This window comes from Hyunsoonleella rubra (assembly GCF_042684665.1).
Lineage (GTDB): Bacteria > Bacteroidota > Bacteroidia > Flavobacteriales > Flavobacteriaceae > Jejuia > Jejuia rubra.
In genome coordinates, this window is the sequence record NZ_JBHULY010000033.1 from 13,785 (window position 1) to 33,764 (window position 19,980).

Here is a 19,980-nt window from a genome sequence, read left to right on the forward strand (position 1 = left end):
TTAGAATCCTGAGCAAAAGATGCAATGGGATATAATAGAAGAAACAAAAAATACTTGTGCATAATAATATTCAGAAGGTAATTTATATCATATAAAATTACGTTACCTATTCCAAAAAACCATCCTGCCGAATATGGTCGCTCCACAGAAGGGGCATGATTGTTTTTTTAATCTTTATCGATAATTTAGCTCTTCATAATTAGGATTGAATATCTATAAAACTTCAAAACAAACTTATTAAAATACCATAAGTATTTATAAATGAAATCTTTAATAAAACTATCACTTTTTATCTTATCAATGTATGTGGGAGCCCAAGGCATTGATAAATCTTTATACGCTTTTGATTTTAAGATGGATAGTTTAACCATTCCACAGAGAGCAGAACTTTTCGATAAACTTGGTTATAGCGGTACTACTTTTATTGTAAAGAATGATAAACAAATAAAAAAACTGCAAGACTATTTAAAAACTGAAGCATTTTCTTCAGGAAAGTTGTCAATTCCCGTGGTTTATTTTCCGTTTAATTCCTCTAATGATTCTGAAAAAGAAAACAAATTATGGCGTAAAGCATTAAGTGCATTGCCAAAAGGAACAGATTTATGGGTTATCATCTTGAAAAAGGATGCTACAAAGGAAAAGACTTTAGCGCTTTTGAAGAATATGACAACGGAAGCTCAAAAATCAAGCAGGAATATTGTTATCTATCCGCACGATAATTGTTTTATAGAATCAGCTGAAGAAGCCATTCCTTATATTGAAGAATTGAATGCGCCAAACCTCTATCTAACATTACACCTGTGTCATGAATTAAGAGCAGGTAATGGAAACCGTTTATTGGATGTCGCAATAAAATCAGCTCCTTATTTAAAGTTTGCGTCCATTTCAGGTTCAAATATAACCATGTTTGATAATGACAAAGGAAACTGGTCCGATGCCATAAAACCTTTGGGTAAAGGCGATTTTGATGTGTCAAAATTTATATCTGTGTTGCAAAAAATTAAGTTTCAAGGTAAAACCATGTTGCATACTTTTGGAATTGAAGAAGCTCCTAAAGAGCACTTGTCTCATTCTATTAAGAAATGGAACACTCTGGTTGATGCTACCTACGAAACTTTAAATAATAATCTAAATAACATTCTAGACAATCCAGAAAATGCGTATTGGGATAATGTTTCAAAAACCTGGTTTATTTCAAGTCTTGGAGGAGAAAAAGTAACGATTGAAAAAGATGGTTATGGATGGCTTACCCGCCTGGACGAAAACGGAAATGTAATATCAAACAGATGGGTTGAAGGTTTAGATGCGCCAACAGGAATGGCGTCCTATAAAAATCTATTGTATGTTGCAGATAGAGGTGTTTTAGTAGAAATAGACATTTCTAAAGGGGAAATTATTAGAAAAATAAATTTACCAAATTCTAAATTCGCAAATGATGTTGCGTCCACACCCAACGGAGATATTTATGTGTCAGATACATTTACAAATACCATTTACAAACTACCGAAAAACAAAAAAATAGAGATTTTTATTAAGGATGATGTGCTAGAGTGTCCAAATGGCTTATGGATAGATGGGCAACATTTAATAGTAGCTACTTGGGGCCCAATGACCAATCGTGCAACTTTTGAAACCAGTAGAAAAGGCACGTTAATGCGAATTAATCTGAAAACAAAAGAAATAACACCAGTAGGCAAAGGCTTGCCTATAGCAAATTTTGATGGCGTTATAAAGTATGGCAAGTTCTATTATGCAACAGATTGGACAGGAGGAAGGCTGTTAAAGATTAGTGAAGACGGAAATGTAGAAGAAGTGATTTCTGGTTTTTCACAATTTGCCGACTTAGGCATCAATGCGGAAAAGGGAATAATCATGGTTCCTGAAATGAGTAAAAACCGATTTATTTTTTTCAATCTAAAATCTCTGTAAGCTCAAAAGACAATTTAAGTGCTTTTCTCAAATCAGCAATACCCTAAACACAATAGCTTCATAATAGAAAATGAACATATTTAGTTTGAAAAATAAAAAAACTATTGTTACTGGAGGCAGTAGTGGCATTGGAAAGGCTATTAGTATCGTTTTAGCGAAACAAGGAGCCCTAGTTTATATTTTAGATATGGACGAAAAAGGTGCTACTGAGACCATCACAAGTATTCAAAAAAATGGAGGAAAGGCAGTTTTTAAGAAATGTGACATCTCTATTAAGAAAGAGGTTGATGATGTGATTAATTCTGTCGCTGGTTCTGAAAAAAAGCTAGATATTATTATTAATAATGCGGGTATCGCCCATATAGGAAATCTAGAAAAAACATCAGCTGAAGATTTTGATAAGCTATTTTCTGTAAATGTAAAAGGTGTTTTTTATGCAATGAAATCTGCCATTCCATTTTTAAAAACTAATGGCGGTGTCATTATCAATATGGCTTCAATAGCCGCGTCCGTTGGAATAAGGGACAGGTTTGCCTACAGCATGACAAAAAGCGCTGTAGTGGGCATGACCCTTTCTGTTGCAAAAGACTACTTAGACTATAATATACGCTGTAATTGTATTTCTCCGGGCAGAGTACATACACCATTTGTAAAAGGATTTTTAAAGAAAAACTACCCGGGCCAAGAAATGGCCATGTTTGAAAAATTATCAAAGTCACAGCCAATTGGTAGAATGGGACGACCAGAAGAAGTAGCAAACCTAGTGCTCTATCTATGTTCTGATGAAGCTTCATTTATTACGGGCAGTGATTACGCTATTGATGGAGGTTTTACCCGTTTAAATAATTGAGAACTTAGCCTCGTATGGCAGATAAATAATCTACAAATTTTAAAAATAAAATAATGAAATTAATTCGTTTTGGAGCGTTGGGGCAAGAAAAACCAGGTCTGTTAATAAATGGTCAGCGTAAAGATTTATCTTCAGTATTCAATGATTGGGATAAAGATTTTTTTAATAATGAAGGGCTTAAAAAGTTGGATGAATGCCTGAAAAACATATCGATTTATCCCAATGTAAATGAATCAGAACGTTGGGGAGCTTGTGTAGCGCGTCCAGGCAAAGTAATATGCATTGGTCTTAATTATTCTGATCACGCTGAGGAATCTGGAATGGCTATTCCTGAAGAACCTATTATATTTCAGAAAGGTTCTAATACCGTAGTTGGCCCCTATGACAATATTATCATCCCTAAAAATTCTGAAAAAACAGATTGGGAAGTGGAATTAGGAGTTATTATTAAAAAGGATACCAGATACCTAAACTCCATTGAAGACGCCAAAGACTGTATTGCAGGATATTGTACTTCTCATGATGTATCAGAAAGAGCATTTCAATTAGAAAGAGGAGGCCAATGGACCAAGGGTAAATCTTGCGATAATTTCAATCCGTTAGGCCCCTATTTAGTGACACCTGAAGAGATTAGCGATGTTCAAAACTTAAACATGACCCTTTCGGTTAATGGAGTTCAAAAACAAAAAGGCAATACCAGCTTTATGATTTTTGATGTATATCAGGTCATTCATCATTTATCTCAATTTATGACATTAGAGGCAGGAGATATTATAAACACCGGCACACCTCCAGGGGTTGGCCTAGGTTTTAATCCACCCCAATATTTAAAAAAAGGAGATATAGTTCAGCTTGAAATTGAGGGGTTAGGAGGCCAGAAACAAGTTTGCGTAAATGCTTAATCTTTAAAATTTTTGCATACAATAGATTTAGATGTGTTATGAAGTTATGCCTAAAGGTGGGAATGGCATATCCTAAAAAACCCCACCACGCCATTGTGCAATAACCTGCCAGTAGAGAAGCACCAAAAAAAAGACATAAAACTACTTCTTAATTAATTATTTTTGAAATCTGTCCCCTTTTTTGTTTTGGCAACCGTCATACTGATATAAACCTTAAAACATTTAAATTATGAAAGATTTTATGATGATTTTCTTGAAGGCCGATTACATGGAATTGGGGCTTTCGCCGGAGGAACTCCAAAACCGTATGGGCAAATGGTTTGCCTGGAACGATAAAATGACCCAGGCTGGCATTGTTAGGCACGGTGATGCCTTGACGCCACAGATACGCCGGGTTTCTGGTAAAAACCGCACGGTGACCGATTTGACCGCTGCCGAGGTGAAAGAAATAATTGGAGGCTACTACATCGTGAAGGCCAAGGATTTTGACGAGGTGGAAAAAATTGCCGAGGATTATCCCGATTATGATTTGGGTGGCGTGGTTGAAATTCGTGAAATTATGGTATTTGACCAGTAAATGGACTCAAAACTAATTGACCATCTTTTCCGCCACCATAGCGGAAAGATGGTTTCTATTTTAACCCGGATTTTTGGACTGAAACATCTAGATATCATTGAGGATGCGGTTCAGGATACATTTATAAAGGCGAGCATCAGTTGGCGAAAGCAACAGCCCGACAACCCTCAAGCATGGCTAACGCAAGCAGCAAAAAATCGGGTGCTGGATATCTTTAGAAAACTTAAAACGGAACAAAAACACCTCCCCAATATCCAGCAAGGAACGGATGCCATTGCCATTAACGAGCTGTTTTTGGACACCGAAATTGCCGATGCACAACTCCGCATGATTTTTACGGCCTGCCATCCAAAACTGGATACGCGCGACCGTATTTCGTTTGCTTTAAAAACCGTTTCCGGGTTTAGTACCAGGGAAATTGCCTCGGCATTATTGACCAAAGAGGAGACGACTAAAAAACGGCTATCCCGCGCCAGAAAGACGATTCAAAAATCGGATATTAAATTTAAAATCCCCCATGGAAAATCCTTGGAACCCCGATTGGAAAGCGTTATGGAAGTGCTATATCTTATTTTTAACGAGGGCTTCCATTCCAATCAAAAAGATAATTTAATCCGAAAGGAATTATGCGTTGAAGCCCTGCGATTATCACAACTCCTTTTAAAAAACAAATTGACACGCATACCCGACAGCTATGCCCTATGTGCCTTGATGTGTTTCCACGCCTGTCGCATTGAAAGTAAAATCAATGCCGAAAACGAATTGTTGGATTTAAAGCAACAAGACCGAAGTAAATGGCATTTTCCTTTAATAAAATTGGGCAACACGATGATGCACAAAGCTGTGGAAACCAATGAATTTTCCAGCTACCACTACGAAGCGGCCATCGCCTTTGAGCATCTAAAAGCCAAAACGTTTGAAGCGACCGATTGGAAAAAAATACTGCATTGGTATCAATGTTTGCATGCACTTCAACCCGCTCCTTCGCATATACTGACCATGGCCGTGGTCTGCCTTCAAACAAAAGATCTTAAACTGGCCAAAAGTTATTTGTCGCAACTAAAGCCTGAGGATTTTGAACAGCGTGCTTACTTGTATTATGGAACTTTGGCCGATTTTTATACTGCCACAGGCGAGTCTAAATTGGCTCTTGAAAATATCAATCTAGCTCTAAATCATGTGTCCAATAAACTAGAAAAGGACTATTTGAAAAAGAAAAAGGAGGAGCTTACGCCTTGATGCCTTTTCCATTCCAATACTTAGGCGAAATTTTATTAACTTTAAGTCTGTCAACCTTCCATTATGCATTAACCATTTTCAATTATGAAACCTTTTTTAGTTATTGTTTTGTTGAGTACGCTTTGGGCATTTCCGCAAAGCCCAGAAAACCATCCAGCGGTTAACTTTTTAAATGCTTTAAATGAAACGCAAAAAGCGAATGTCATGTTTCTCTTTGAAGATGAAAAGAAAACCGATTGGCATTATTTTCCTAGCACCTCGTTTTCCCGGGAAGGTATCGCCATTAAGCAATTGAATCCATCGCAAAAACTCTTATTGCATGAATTGTTAAAGGCGTCCCTAAGTGAATCAGGGTTTAATACGACCTTAAAAATTATAGATTTAGAGAATGTTTTGGCAGAGTTATCTGGAGATTATGTTAGACGGGATTCTGGGGCATATTATGTCAGCTTTTATGGGAATCCGTATAAGAACCCCCTTTGGTCCTGGTCTTTTGAAGGCCACCACGTATCATTGAATTTTACGGTTTTAAACGGTAAAACATTTCTCGCACCCCGCTTTTTTGGTGCCAATCCTGCTACTATCCGCTCTGGCGACAGAAAGGGTGAGCGCATGTTCCAATCAGAAGAAGATTTGGCATTGGAATTCATGAAGTCCCTAAATGGCGAGCAACGAAAAAGTGCCCTTATAAGAAATTCAGCCTACAGCGATATTATCACTAAGAACGACCCTAAGGTAAGTCCATTACCCGTTGAAGGCATTCCATTTCATACCTTAAACAGAACACAACGATCTCTTTTATTGAATTTGATCCGTCAGCACCTTTCCGATAGAATTGAGCAACGCTTTAATGAGATTTTTAATGGTATCACATCTGAGGAACTACAAGATATCCATTTTGGTTGGGCTGGAGAGATCAGCTTGACCGCACCCCACTATTACAGAATTCAGGGCAAATCATTTCTGATAGAATTTGATAATATTCAAAATAATGCAAATCACATTCATATAGTATGGCGCGATTTTGATGGAGATTTTGGCAGGGATTTAATTAAGGAGCATTATCAAACTTCCCATAAACACTGAGTTCATAGCACAACAAATACCTCGTTATTTCGTTTTATGAACAGATAAATTGAAATCAGATTGATTTTGGTTTGAATTTTGATGTATCTTAGTTTTGAAATTGCACCCTGACGATGAAAAGAAAAATATTCCTGCTAGTTCTGCTCCCTCTACTTTCCTTTGGCCAAGCAACTAAATTGGTAAGACAGGCCTTAAGGTTGCCCAATCCCCAGCAGCAAATTGAATTTTTGGACCAAGCCTTGGAACTTGACGCCAAACACTTGGACGCATTGTTTTACCGCGGGATTGCCAAATATAACTTGGAGGATTATGACGCTGCTATTCTGGATTTTACCAAAATTATTTTCTTTGAACCCGATGCCGACAGCTATTACAACAGAGGGAATTGCAAGTTTATTTTAGAAGATTTTGAAGGCGCACTTTTTGATTACGAACAGGCCGTTAAAATGGACCCCGATCTTATTGGAGCCTTTTTCAACCTTGGTAATACGAAACTAGAACTGGGCAAGTATGAAGAGGCCGTCAAGGATTTTACCAAAGTCATCAGAGCATTCCCAACGGATGTAAAATCATATACGCAAAGAGCTTTAGCCTATATGGAACTGGAAAATTACAAAATGGCCTTTAAGGACTATGCTTCGTGTATTTTGATAAGACCTGATAGCGAATCGTATTATAATCGAGGGGTCTCCTTGTTGCAAATCAACTATTATAAAGAAGCCAAAACCGATTTTTACAAGGCCATAAATCGAAACAGAAACAATTCTCCAGCATATTTTTATTTGGGGGTGAGTCAGTTTTTATTGGGTGAATTTGACGCCAGCATCCAAAGCTGGGAAGTATCCGTGGATAAGGACGATTTAGATTACGACGCACATTTCGGGATGGCAATGGCTTATCTCTATACCGAGGATTTTGAAAAGGCCAAGATTTCATTTAACAAAGCAAAAAACATACTTTCGGTAAATTCAAAGACCAATGATATGAACATTTTTAAGGATACCTACTGGTACGTCAACGAAAAAAAGATGTTCACCGAAATGTACGGAAAGCTTAAAAGTCTTTAGTTTTAAGACAGTTACGTCATCTCTGAATTCCCAAAAGAAGCATATTTAAGAAGATTTTAATATTTATTTTCTCGAAAAATCCGTATTTTCAAGAAAAAATTTTGCTAAGTATAATTTCTATTTTCTTTATGCTATGGGAAAGGTTAAAACTGTATCTATTTTAGTCGCATTTTTAATTTTTTGTTCGCTCTTTTCTTATGGACAAGCAGGCAAGCTCTTTAGAAAAGGGCTGAGAGCGGATGATATTCATGAAAGCATTGCTTTTTTTGACAAGGCCATTGCTGAAAACCCAAAGCATCTAAATGCCCATTTTTACCGTGGGCTTTACAAATCTGAACTGGAAGATTATTTTGGAGCTATTTTGGATTTTACCACGGTTATCAGCATAAAGCCTGATCCCGATTCCTTTTATAATAGGGCCAATGCCAAATTCAGTTTGGGGGATTTTAAAGGTGCACATAGCGATTATGTGGAAGCTATCAACTGGGATCGCACATTTTATGAGGCCTACTACAATTTGGGTATCACTCAGCTGAATTTGAAAAAATATAAAGCAGCACTTCGGTCATTTAACTTTCTACTGGCCAATGACCCGAGCGATTTTATGTTGTACACCCATGTGGGCTATACCCTACTGAAACTGGGCTACTACAAATATGCATTCTTGTTTTATAATACAAGCATCAAACTTGACAATAGTAGTCTCTCATACTATAATAGAGGCTTGGCCTATTTGGAAATCAATAAATTTGACGAGGCCAAAAAAGACTTTCAGAAGGCCATAAAATTAGACCATAAAAATGCCTCGGCACACTATTATCATGGTATGGCAGAACTTTTTTCACGGAATTATGATGGCGCTATTTCAAGTTTTGATAACGCCCTAAGTTTTAAGGCTTTGGATTATGAGGCTTTATTCGGTTCCGCCATTGCTCATTTTCACGCCAACGATTTGGAAAAAGCTAAAGCCCATTACAATAAAGCAAAAAATATACTCAACCCAAAGGGTAATAAATTTGACAGCATCTCCTTATTTGAAACCTCATCCTGGTATGAGGACGAGCGCAAAATGTTGGCACTATATTTTGATAAGCTGAACAGCCTATAAGTCCTCGATGATCTACAGTTTATATTTCATAGGCAGATGTACCACTTTCTTCGTTTCAAAAAATTCTTCTTCAAAAAAGTTGGAGAGATTATAAATTTTAACGGTTTTATAATTTTTCAATTCTTCCGTTAAGTCTCCCCCTTTTAAATAGAGAATTCCATTTTTTAAGGCATTATTCTGTTGCTTTTGAATTTTACCCTTCGTCCATTTGACAAAAGCCGGCATAGCAGTTACTGCACGGCTAACGATAAAATCATAAGTATCTTTGACGGCTTCAACCCTTGTATGCGTTGTTTTTACGTTTGAAAGTCCTAGTGTATGAGCCACACCATCCACTACTTTCAACTTTTTGGCAATACTATCCACCAAATGAAAATCGCAATTTGGAAACATGATAGCCAACGGAATACCGGGAAAACCTCCGCCAGTACCCACATCCATAATTTTTGATCCATCAGAAAAGGAGATTATTTTTGCAATAGCCAATGAATGTAAAACGTGCCTCAAATACAGCTCATCAATATCTTTTCTGGACACCACATTAATCTTTGAATTCCACTCTTTATATAGCCTTTCCAGTTGTTGTAACTGAAGGATTTGGGTTTCTGATAGGTTAGGAAAATACTTTAAAAGCAACTCCATAGTTGTTATATTTTGAACAAAAATAGAGGTTTCGCGCCAAATTTTTTGACAAAAAATGTGCTTTGTTGCGTCGATTAATATTTATCTTTGCAGGATGTATTTTTAATATTTATATTGCTATACATATCAAATTAAACCAAGTAGTATTATGAGTAAGCAAGCACTTTCGTTTTCAAGAAAAGATCCTGCAAAATTTTTTAAAACCCTGAACAAGAGAGTAAACGACTATTTTAAAGAGAATAATCTAAAGCGCACGGGCAACTGGAAATTATACACTAAGGCCATTGTGATGTTTACTTTATTGATTGCTCCTGTAGTTTTAATTTTAACTGTTGATTTACCGGGTTGGGCCCAAATTTTAGGAATGGTAATTGTTGGTGTAGGCATGGCCGGCGTGGGCATGAACGTAATGCATGATGCTAACCACGGTTCTTTTTCCAGTAAAAAATGGGTGAATAAATTGATGGGAAGCAGTATTTATATTTTGGCCGGAAACGATTACAATTGGAAAGTACAGCACAATGTGCTGCACCATACTTATACCAATATCCACGGACACGATGAAGATATTGATGCAGGAAGGGTTATCCGATTTTCAAAGCATGCTAAGTGGTACCGCTTTCATAAATATCAAAAATATTATGCTTTCTTTTTGTACGGATTATTGACTGCAAATTGGGCGATTACAACCGATTTCACCCAAACTTACAGATACCTGAAAAGAAAATTATCTTATGGAAAAATGCCAAATCCTGCTACGCAATGGACCAAACTTGTTATCGGTAAAATAGTATATTATTCCATTTGGGTGGTACTCCCTTTATCGCTTGGCTTTAAGTGGTGGGAAGTTTTAATTGGTTTTGTGGTAATGCACTACACGGCGGGCATCATTTTAAGTGTCATCTTCCAATTGGCACACGTTATGCCAAATACCGAAATGCCTTTACCTGACAATGAGGGTAATATCAAAAATACTTGGGCGATTCACCAATTGTTTACAACCTCCAATTTTTCTCCAAAAAGTTGGTTGGTCAGTTTTTACACAGGTGGATTGAACAGACAGGTAGAGCACCATTTATTTTCTCACATTAGCCATATTCACTATAGTAAAATTGCTAAAATAGTGAAGGAAACAGCGAGAGAATTCAGCTTACCCTACAATGAATACAATACGTTTTGGCAAGCTGTTGCCGAACATTACAATCAATTAAAAATGCTGGGCCAAAGACCTAGTTTAGCCTAATTTACATTTACTTATAAACATATTAAACCAAAATGCAACTACTATCAGATAGGATTTTAAGCATGTCCACGTCTGCCACACTAGCTATGGCAGCCAAAGCAAGGGAATTGAGAGGAGAAGGAAAAGACATCATAGGCCTAAGCCTTGGCGAGCCTGATTTTAAAGTACCTGATTTTATAAAAGATGCGGCCATTCAGGCTATTAACGATGGCTATAATTCCTATACGCCTGTTGATGGCTATGGCGAATTGAAAGAGGCGGTCATCACCAAATTTAAGCGTGATAATAATTTGACCTATTCGCCATCACAAATTGTGGTATCTACGGGTGCAAAGCAAGCCTTGTTTAATGTTGCCGGGGTGATGCTTAACGATGGGGATGAAGTGGTTTTGCCTTGTCCGTATTGGGTAAGCTACGCCGATATTGTGAAGTTATTTGGTGGGGTGCCTGTTGAAGTAAAAACTTCGATAGACACTGATTTTAAAATGACTGCAGAGCAGTTGGAAGCATCTATAACGCCTAAAACCAAAATGATGTGGTTTAGTTCGCCGTGTAACCCAAGTGGTTCGGTGTATAGCAAAGAAGAACTAAAAGCTTTGGTTGATGTTTTAGCTAAATATCCTGAAATTTATGTGGTTTCCGATGAAATCTATGAGCATATCAATTATGGCAAAGGCCATACGAGTATTGCCGAGTTTCCTGAAATGTACGATAGAACGATTACTGTAAACGGTGTTTCAAAAGCCTTTGCAATGACTGGATGGCGTATTGGATTTATCGGAGCTCCTGAAAAAATAGCACGTGCATGTAATAAATTGCAAGGACAAACTACAAGTGGTGCCAACTGTATCGCCCAACGTGCCGTGATTACTGCATTGGTGGAACCACCATCGCGAGTACAGTATATGATTGACACCTTTAATGGACGTCGTGATTTGATTTTGGATTTATTAAATGATATTGAAGGATTCAAAACCAATACCCCTGAAGGTGCATTTTATGTGTTCCCGGACGTTAGCCATTTCTTCGGAAAAACGTTGAGAGGCAAAACCATCAACAATGCGACTGATTTTTCATTGTACTTGTTGGAAGAAGCTTTGGTAGCAACAGTTACGGGTGATGCCTTTGGAAACCCAGATTGTATTCGAATTTCATACGCCGCTTCTCAAGATGAGATTGTTGAAGCGGTTAAACGGATTAAAGAAGTGGTGAGTTAATCACTGATTTTTTTGAAAACATATTTTAGCCCTCATAGGATTTTGAAACCTGTGAGGGCTTTTATTTTTATCGATTCCGCCAGAAGAAAGGAGTAAACAGCACAAGCACAGTAAACAGTTCCAAGCGCCCAATCAACATCAAAAAAGAAGCCCACCATTTTCCGAGTGGCGGTAAAGCGGCGTAATTATTTACCGGTCCGAAATCGCCCAAAGCAGGCCCAACGTTGCCCAAACTTGAGGCGGATAGACCAATGGCCGATTCAAAATCCAATTGGAACATCGAGAAAACCAATGAGCCGATAATAAACGAGAGCATATACAGGATAAAAAATGCCAAAACATTGAAGACAATATCCCCAGAAATGGCCTTGGTATTGTAACGTACAGGCAGAATGGCACTGGGATGCAAGGAGCGCTTAAATTCCAGAAAACCGTTTTTAATCAGCAATAAATGACGTACCACTTTTACCCCTCCCGAGGTACTTCCGGCAGAACCTCCTAGGAACATCAATCCAAAAAAGAAAACGACCAAAAAAGGCGTCCACATGGTATAATCTGCGGTAACGAATCCCGTGGTAGTGACGATTGCCAAAACTTGGAATAGCCCATGCCTAAATGCACTTTCGCCCTCGCCCCAAACCATGGGATGCTCAACGGAAGACATCGAAACATCTGCCCTAAAATAGATAAGCAAAGCTGCAACAACAGTAAATATGGCTATAAACCAAAAGTACAATTTAAACTCCTCATCCCTCAAAACCTTTTGCACCTTACCTTTAAATGCGAAATAACTCAACACGAAATTGGTACCCGCCAAAAACATAAACAGGATGATAATATATTGAATGATAGGTTGCCCGTTCCAATGGGCAACGCTGGCATTTTTGGTGGAGAATCCTCCAGTGGACAGAGTACAAAGCGCATGGTTAATGGCATCAAAAAAGGACATGCCAGCTACACTTAGCAATAGAGTTTCGGCCGCGGTATATCCAAAATAGATGAGCCAAAGGCGTTTGGCCGTGTCCGTAATCCTTGGGTGTAATTTATCGGCACTTGGCCCAGGTGCCTCGGCAGCGAACATTTGCATGCCCCCAATACCCAATAATGGCAAAATGGCAATGGCCAAAACTATAATACCCATACCCCCAATCCAATGGGTTAAACTGCGCCAAAACAAAACGCCCTCGGGCATGACTTCGATATCGTTTAAAATGGATGCGCCCGTCGTGGTATATCCGGACATCGTTTCAAAAAAGGCATTGGTAAAACTAGGGATACTTCCTGTGACAACATATGGCAAAGTACCTGTTAATGCCATAATAATCCAGCCAAAAGTAACGACGATGTAGCCCTCGCGCTTATTCATTTCCTTAGTGTGCTTTCTTGTGAAAAGCATAGCGACACCACCAATGGTCAAAGCAACTCCAGATGCCAATAGCAACTGCAATGTCACCCCATCTTTATAAATCAGACTTATCATTGCAGACAACAGCATAAAACCACCGTTGAAGACGATCAACAAGCCTAAAAAATGAAAAATGATTTTGTAGTTGAGTTTCATAAATAGGCTGTGAGGTTACAAGAATAATTTTTCCACACCCTTGATGGAGCGGAGCAAACTGCATACTACCACCCTATCCCCTTCCTGAATTTTAAAACTTCCTAAGGCGATATGACCCACACCTCCACGAATCACACCACCGATAATGGCCGAGCGCGGAAAATCCACATTTTTAATGAGTTTGTTACAAATGGCCGAGGTAGCTTTCACCTCAAATTCCAAAAGCTCAGCGTTCATATTGCTGAGTTTGGTCATGGCCACCACTTCACCTTTTCTGATATATCTAAAAATACTGTTGGCCGCCAAGAGTTTTTTATTAATCAAAGTATCGATTCCGATGGAATGCGATAGTTCAAAATAATCCATATTCTCAACAAGGGCAATAGCCTTTTTCACTCCTTTAGACTTTGCCACCAAACAACTCATAATATTGGTCTCTGAATTATCCCCTACAGCAATAAAGGCATCCATATCTGCAATATTTTCCTCATCTAGAATATCCACGTTGCGCCCGTCACTTTTAATGACCAAAACATTGGGCAACTGATCCGCCAATTCAAAAGCACGCTCTTTATCGCCTTCTAATAACTTGATATTAAACCCTTTGCTACTCAAATTTCTAGCGGATTTAAGCCCGATTTTAGTACCGCCCAGAATCATGGCACTTTTTATATCTGCATTGGCCTTCCCTGTTAACCTGCACAACTCTTCGGCACCGCCTTCAGAGGTAATAAAAACAACATTGTCACCTTCCTTAAACACCGTATCTCCCCGGGGGATGATCGTGTACTGCGTACCTTGTCGCTGAATCGCAATAGGTATAAAATGAATCTCTGGAAAAATCTTAGCTGCATCCTTAATTGTTTTTCCGACAAAAGATGCTGATTTTGAAAGTGTTAATCCAGCCATAGACAGTGCGCCGTCCTCAAACTCATAGGTTTCGCTAAAAGAAGATTGTTTCAGAGAAAGCTCAATCTCCGATGCCGCCAAGGCCTCCGGTGAAATCAATTCATCAATGCCAAAACGTGTAAACCCTACTTCATCCTTGTAGTTTATAAACTCCGTATTCGAAATTCGGGCAATGGTACGTTTGCCTCCAAGCTGTTTGGCAAGCACACAAATGGTGATATTTGTAGTCTCAGAAGCTGTTACGGCAATCACTAGATCACATTGGTCCACCTTAGCCTCCCTCAAAATAGAAATAGAGGTAGCATCACCTCGAATCACCTTTATATCCAAATGTGTATCCGCATAGGTCAATCGCTCTTTATCGGTATCTAACAGTGTAATCTCTTGGGACTCGTAGGACAATAATTTTGCCAAATGAAATCCAACTTCACCAGCTCCAGCAATTATTATTTTCATTATTCTGAGGTCATAAAAAGTAGGGCAAATATACTACAAATAACATTCGGCGCTAGCAATTTGAATGGATTATGACTGGACCGTGATTATATTTTACCTTTTTCAGAACAAATAAATTATGTAGGTTTGCCAAAAAATAGCGCATTGTCTAAAATTAAGCCCTACAAAGATAGTACCCTGAGCAAGAAAGAGCAGGTCACCCAAATGTTCGATACCATTTCTGGGGATTATGACGGATTGAACCGTGTAATTTCTTTCGGAATTGATGTGAAATGGCGAAAAAAAGTGGTAAAAATGGTAAAGGCCCAGCAACCAGAAACCGTTTTGGATATTGCCACTGGGACGGGTGATTTGGCTATCGCCATGGTGGATACCGATGCCAAAAAAATTATTGGTTTAGACATTAGCAGCGGTATGCTGGAAATTGGTAAAAAGAAAATTGCCAAAAAAGGGCTGGACAGTAGAATTGAAATGGTGCTGGGCGACTCTGAAAATATGCCCTTTGACACCAATACCTTTGACGCCATTACCGTTGCTTTCGGGATTCGGAATTTTGAAAACCTGGAAAACGGACTTAAGGAAATCCTGAGGATATTGAAACCGGGCGGTATTTTTGTGATTTTGGAAACTTCTATTCCCACGAAAACGCCATACAAACAAGGGTATTCTTTTTATACTAAAAATGTGCTTCCCGTTATAGGGAGGCTGTTTTCAAAAGACAGAAGTGCCTATAAGTATTTGTGCGAATCTGCTTCGGTTTTCCCGTATGGGGAAGCATTGAACAATATTTTGCGCCAAATTGGGTTTATTAATGTTGAAGATTTTCCACAGACCCTCGGTGTGGCAACCATTTACAAATCGTCGAAGTAATTTATGAGGTACATATTAATTACATTAGCATTTATATTTACTTTGCAAACCGCAGAGGCTCAACTCTTTAAAAAAGAAAAAGTAATTTATGACGCCAACCAAGGGCGGGGAACAACGGATTTTAAGTTCCTGCGTTGGGGGTATTTCCTGGGGATCAACAATTATGATTTTAATTTTGATTATAACGAGGATTTTAGGGATATTTATGTTAGACGAAGCCCCGGTTTTAGTGTAGGTTTGATTGGAAACATGCGCGTTAATAGTTTCTTAGACCTAAGATTTGAGCCCGGACTGTTCATTTCAACCCGGGAGTTGACCTATAGTCCTGAATATTTTCAAGGGACTACTTTTAATGAATCCGATTTGATTAGGGAAGTAAAATCTACCTATGTGCACTTGCCTCTTTTATTGAAGGTTTCCACGAAGCGTATCAATAATTTTAAACCTTTTATTGTCGGCGGATTTTCAACAGCCATTAATTTATCGAGTAACGAAGACAATCCCGACGACAATAGCAAAGGACAGTTCAGGACCAAAACAAGTCCTCTCTTTTATGAACTGGGTTTTGGTATTGATTTCTACCTTTTCAATTTTAAATTTACGCCTTCCATTCGTGGATTGTTCGGGATAAATGACGAATTGGTGAGGGATAATGACGCCAACAGCCCATGGACCAGCAATATTGCCAGCATGAAAACCAGAGGGTTGTTCATTAACTTCACGTTTCAGTAGTTTTTACACAGAGTATCGCGGACAAATTAGATGACTTTTTCGCGCAAAGTCGCTAAGACGCAAAGTTTAAAAACTGATCACTGCTAATACTGAAAACTGCCTACTGTCTTCTGAATTCACTTAACAAAATAGCCGTTGCGGTAGCCACGTTCAAGCTTTCTGTAGCTTTCAGATCACCAAATCTAGGGATAGCAATACGTTGATTTACGGTGGCCTCTATTACTTTTGAAATACCATTGGCCTCATTGCCCATTACCAAAACACCCTGCTCAGGCAATTGTCTTTGATACACATTTTCCCCATCCATAAAGGCTCCAAAAATCGGAATTTTGCATTGTGAAAGGAACTTATCTAAATCCACATAACTCACATTTACTCTTGAGATAGATCCCATTGTAGCCTGCAACACTTTTGGATTATAGCAATCTACTGTTTGTTTATTGCACACCAAATCTTTCACCCCAAACCAATCGCACAATCGGATGATGGTTCCCAAATTTCCTGGGTCTCTAACATCATCTAAAGCCACTACTAAACCACCCGCATCTATCTTTTTAACTTCAGGAGTTTTGAAAACGCCCAATGCTTTATTAGGAGTCGTCAAAAAACTGATACGCTTTAAATCACTTTCCGAAATCAAAGATTCTTTTCCGTAATTATCGGAATTGGCATCAATATTGAAGGTTTCGGTCGTATATAACTGATAGAGCTCAAAAGGAGATGTCAACAACTCGTTAATGACTTTAATACCTTCAACCACAAATAGACCCTCTTGTTGCCTATACTTTTTTTGGCCCAATCGAGTTATAAATTTTATCTGGTTTTTTGAAAGCATGCCCCAACTATTGATATACAAACATAGTTAAAATCAACAATTTTAAAGTACAGCTTTGTTTTAAAAACCCAAGGTGAGAAATTAGATGAAATAACGTATTTTTGAAAGCAATATTTTCGGTTTCTGGAAAATGCAATATCTCATCAACTTTCGACCAAAACCGGAATAGAAAATTGCAACAACGTTTGAAACAACATCTGATTAAAATAGTATGCGTATTGGCTTGTGCAGGTTACTTTGTTTCCTGCGATAGTGTTAAACAAGTTGCATCAAACGAGCATTTACTTACCGATAACACAATTATTGTTGATGGCAAAAAGGAGAGTACTGAAACCTTAAACAACCTTACATACCAGAAGCCGAACCGGAAACTTTTGGGAATACCCCTTAGACTGCACGTTTATAACATTGCCCGCCCCAATATGGATTCCATAGTGGAAAGTAAGCTTAACGACTCAGTGAAACAAGGCTTTAAACGCTTTCTGTCCAAAAAGCAGTTTTATAAGATGCAACAATCCAAATTAACCATTAACCAATGGTGGAAAAATACAGGTGAAGCCCCCGTACTTGTTGATGAAGAGAAAACAAAAAGATCAATAACCCGATTTCAGGACTACTACATCAACAATGGCTGGTTTAATGTTGATGTTTCCTATGACATCAATAAAACAGAAGACAAGCGCGCCTCTGTAGAATATTCTATTAATAGAGGCCCAGCATTTATACTAGACACTATTTCAGAAACCATAGCTTCCCCAGTTGTCGATTCACTTTATCTGTATATTAAACCCAATTCTTTAGTAAAATCAGGTCAACAATACAGAACTATTGATTTTGAGTTGGAACGCAAACGAATTACAAGCAGATTGAGGAATTCTGGGCTGTATCATTTTAAACAGGATTATATTACCGTTGAAATGGATACAATAGGCACCAGTAAAAAAGTAAATACTGATTTCATCATTCAGGACAGGGCCATTAGGACGCCGGATTCCATAAGACGAGAACCCTTCAAGATTTTTAAGGTTAAAGAGGTCAACGTGATTACGGACAATAGTTTTGCCAACGAGGGGAGGCAGTTTATGGATTCGATTGTGCACAAAAACTATAGACTTTTTAGTTATGACAAAATGCGCTTCAGGCCTCAAGCATTGACCGATGCCATTTTTATTGCACCCAACAGTATTTTTTCTGACACGGACAGAACCTTGACCTATAGGCACCTTAGTGAACTGCGTACCTTTAAATACCCCAATATCGAATATACTGAAACATCGGATTCGACATTAACAGCGAATATTCTGTTATCTCCATTGAAGAAATTTAGTTTGGGTTTTAGTACCGAAGCTTCAACGAGCAACATCCAAACGATTGGTTTTGCAGTAAACCCGAGCTTGATGATTAGAAATATTTTTAGGGGAGCAGAAACTTTTGAAATATCGGGAACAGCGGCAATTGGTGCATCGGACGATGCAGGAAGACAAGATGACGATCCCTTTTTTAACATCAATGAGCTAGGGCTGAACCTGAACTTAACTATTCCTAGAATATTTACGCCGTTTAATACCGATCGTATTATTCCAAAATATATGTTTCCGTCTACCCGGATAACCCTATCGGCATCCGGTCAAACCAATATTGGACTGGATAAACAAACCCTAAGTGGTACTTTTAATTTTAGATGGCGCCCCTCAAGCAGAGTCACCAATGGATTAGATCTGTTTAACATTCAGTATGTTAGAAATCTGAACGTCGATAATTATTTTAGGATTTATACGAATTCTTTTAGCAGACTTAATACAATAGCTCAGAATGTAGGATATATACCTACAGACAGCGATTTATCCTTGCCACAGGGTGCAGATGACTTTATTAGTGATGTTACAAACGGCAATACAAGTATTTCTCAAAATGATCCCGATTTCCGGGTAGTATCCGCCATTGGTGAAAGAAAGACAAGGCTTACGGAAAACAACTTGATTTTAACCACAAGCTATAATTTTATTCGGGACACTAGAAAGAGTCTTTATGACGAAAATTTTTCCATCTTTCGCTTTAAATTAGAGTCGGCCGGGGCACTTTTGGCCAATACCTCAAGTTTATTAGGGCTAAAAAAGGACAGTAACGACCGGTATGAGCTTTTTAACGTGGCCTATTCGCAATATATCAAAACAGAGTTCGACTACATTAAGCATTGGGACTTAGGCAAAAAAAATGTATTTGCCCTAAGGAGCTTTTTCGGTATCGCCATTCCGTATGGTAATTCCACCAATATTCCATTTGCCAAAAGTTTCTTTGCTGGGGGAGCGAATGACAACCGCGCTTGGACGGCTTATGGATTGGGTCCGGGAAGCTCGGAAACTACAAATGAATTTAACGAGGCCAACATGAAAATTACCTTAAGTGCTGAACAGCGCTTCAATTTATTTGGTGATCTGAACGCAGCCTTGTTTGTTGATGCCGGAAATATTTGGAACGTGCTGGACGATGTAGAGGACGACAGGGCTACATTCACCAATTTTAATTCGCTTGAAGATATTGCTTTAGGATCCGGTTTTGGGCTACGCTACGATTTTAAGTTCTTCCTGTTCCGCTTTGACATTGGCTTTAAAACCTATGACCCCTCCTATAGGGATGCCAACCGTTGGTTTAACGACTATAATTTTGGAAGTGCGGTTTATAACATTGGGATAAACTACCCCTTTTAGCTATTGGTTCAAAAAATCCCGGTATTACTGTTTTTTTTGGCTTCAATTA

At 38.4% G+C, this 19,980-nt stretch carries 17 protein-coding genes; 13 read left to right on the plus strand and 4 right to left on the minus strand.

The window, feature by feature from the left end; all coding sequences use genetic code 11:
- Window positions 1-261 precede the first annotated feature (261 nt).
- The 8 genes from ACFSR8_RS13035 (at window position 262) to ACFSR8_RS13070 (ending at window position 8,758) form a co-directional block, all read left to right on the plus strand.
- Entirely contained in the window at window positions 262-1,929 is a 1,668-nt protein-coding gene (locus tag ACFSR8_RS13035; RefSeq protein WP_380292710.1) for a TIM barrel protein, read from the plus strand.
- Window positions 1,930-1,999: 70 nt separating this feature from the next.
- Entirely contained in the window at window positions 2,000-2,779 is a 780-nt protein-coding gene (locus ACFSR8_RS13040) for an SDR family NAD(P)-dependent oxidoreductase (RefSeq protein WP_380292712.1), read from the plus strand.
- 53 nt (window positions 2,780-2,832) lie between these two features.
- The gene (locus ACFSR8_RS13045) at window positions 2,833-3,681 is read left to right on the plus strand and encodes a fumarylacetoacetate hydrolase family protein (protein ID WP_380292714.1); all 849 of its coding nucleotides are present in this window, start codon (window positions 2,833-2,835) and stop codon (window positions 3,679-3,681) included.
- Between the two features lie 229 nt (window positions 3,682-3,910).
- On the plus strand, window positions 3,911-4,258 hold the full coding sequence (locus ACFSR8_RS13050) for a YciI family protein (protein WP_380292716.1): 348 nt from the start codon (window positions 3,911-3,913) through the stop codon (window positions 4,256-4,258).
- Window positions 4,259-5,497 carry an RNA polymerase sigma factor gene (locus ACFSR8_RS13055; protein ID WP_380292718.1) on the plus strand — a complete coding sequence of 413 codons (1,239 nt, stop codon included), beginning with the start codon at window positions 4,259-4,261 and terminating at the stop codon, window positions 5,495-5,497. It abuts the gene before it with no gap.
- An 84-nt stretch (window positions 5,498-5,581) separates the two neighbouring features.
- Window positions 5,582-6,583, plus strand: coding sequence for a DUF3500 domain-containing protein (locus ACFSR8_RS13060; RefSeq protein ID WP_380292720.1), 1,002 nt, complete (start codon window positions 5,582-5,584; stop codon window positions 6,581-6,583).
- A 113-nt stretch (window positions 6,584-6,696) separates the two neighbouring features.
- Complete coding sequence (locus tag ACFSR8_RS13065) at window positions 6,697-7,650, plus strand: tetratricopeptide repeat protein (protein ID WP_380292722.1); 954 nt, start codon at window positions 6,697-6,699, stop codon at window positions 7,648-7,650.
- Between the two features lie 133 nt (window positions 7,651-7,783).
- A complete protein-coding gene (locus tag ACFSR8_RS13070; protein WP_380292724.1) occupies window positions 7,784-8,758 on the plus strand; it encodes a tetratricopeptide repeat protein in 975 nt (324 codons plus the stop codon).
- Between the two features lie 12 nt (window positions 8,759-8,770).
- Here ACFSR8_RS13070 and rsmG read toward each other — a convergent pair whose 3' ends face one another.
- Complete coding sequence (rsmG, locus tag ACFSR8_RS13075) at window positions 8,771-9,400, minus strand: 16S rRNA (guanine(527)-N(7))-methyltransferase RsmG (RefSeq protein ID WP_380292726.1); 630 nt, start codon at window positions 9,398-9,400, stop codon at window positions 8,771-8,773.
- A gap of 148 nt (window positions 9,401-9,548) precedes the next feature.
- On the opposite strand from rsmG, the gene ACFSR8_RS13080 reads away from it, so the two are divergent.
- Complete coding sequence (locus ACFSR8_RS13080; RefSeq protein WP_380292728.1) at window positions 9,549-10,643, plus strand: fatty acid desaturase family protein; 1,095 nt, start codon at window positions 9,549-9,551, stop codon at window positions 10,641-10,643.
- A 32-nt stretch (window positions 10,644-10,675) separates the two neighbouring features.
- Window positions 10,676-11,860 (plus strand): pyridoxal phosphate-dependent aminotransferase, encoded by a 1,185-nt coding sequence (locus tag ACFSR8_RS13085; protein ID WP_380292730.1) that lies wholly within the window; start codon window positions 10,676-10,678, stop codon window positions 11,858-11,860.
- A gap of 67 nt (window positions 11,861-11,927) precedes the next feature.
- On the opposite strand, the gene ACFSR8_RS13090 is transcribed toward ACFSR8_RS13085, so the two are convergent.
- Window positions 11,928-13,421 carry a TrkH family potassium uptake protein gene (locus tag ACFSR8_RS13090; protein ID WP_380292732.1) on the minus strand — a complete coding sequence of 498 codons (1,494 nt, stop codon included), beginning with the start codon at window positions 13,419-13,421 and terminating at the stop codon, window positions 11,928-11,930.
- A gap of 15 nt (window positions 13,422-13,436) precedes the next feature.
- Window positions 13,437-14,816, minus strand: a complete 1,380-nt coding sequence (trkA, locus tag ACFSR8_RS13095; protein WP_380292752.1) for a Trk system potassium transporter TrkA — start codon at window positions 14,814-14,816, stop codon at window positions 13,437-13,439.
- Window positions 14,817-14,930: 114 nt separating this feature from the next.
- On the opposite strand from trkA, the gene ubiE reads away from it, so the two are divergent.
- Both ubiE and porT read left to right on the plus strand, forming a co-directional pair.
- Window positions 14,931-15,656 carry a bifunctional demethylmenaquinone methyltransferase/2-methoxy-6-polyprenyl-1,4-benzoquinol methylase UbiE gene (gene ubiE, locus ACFSR8_RS13100; RefSeq protein WP_380292734.1) on the plus strand — a complete coding sequence of 242 codons (726 nt, stop codon included), beginning with the start codon at window positions 14,931-14,933 and terminating at the stop codon, window positions 15,654-15,656.
- A gap of 3 nt (window positions 15,657-15,659) precedes the next feature.
- Window positions 15,660-16,388, plus strand: coding sequence for a type IX secretion/gliding motility protein PorT/SprT (porT, locus tag ACFSR8_RS13105; RefSeq protein ID WP_380292737.1), 729 nt, complete (start codon window positions 15,660-15,662; stop codon window positions 16,386-16,388).
- Window positions 16,389-16,488: 100 nt separating this feature from the next.
- Here the strand turns inward: porT and ACFSR8_RS13110 are convergent, their stop codons facing one another.
- On the minus strand, window positions 16,489-17,223 hold the full coding sequence (locus ACFSR8_RS13110) for a TrmH family RNA methyltransferase (RefSeq protein WP_380292739.1): 735 nt from the start codon (window positions 17,221-17,223) through the stop codon (window positions 16,489-16,491).
- 101 nt (window positions 17,224-17,324) lie between these two features.
- Here ACFSR8_RS13110 and tamL point away from each other — a divergent pair, with 101 nt between their 5' ends.
- Entirely contained in the window at window positions 17,325-19,931 is a 2,607-nt protein-coding gene (gene tamL, locus ACFSR8_RS13115; RefSeq protein WP_380292741.1) for a translocation and assembly module lipoprotein TamL, read from the plus strand.
- Window positions 19,932-19,980: the final 49 nt, after the last annotated feature.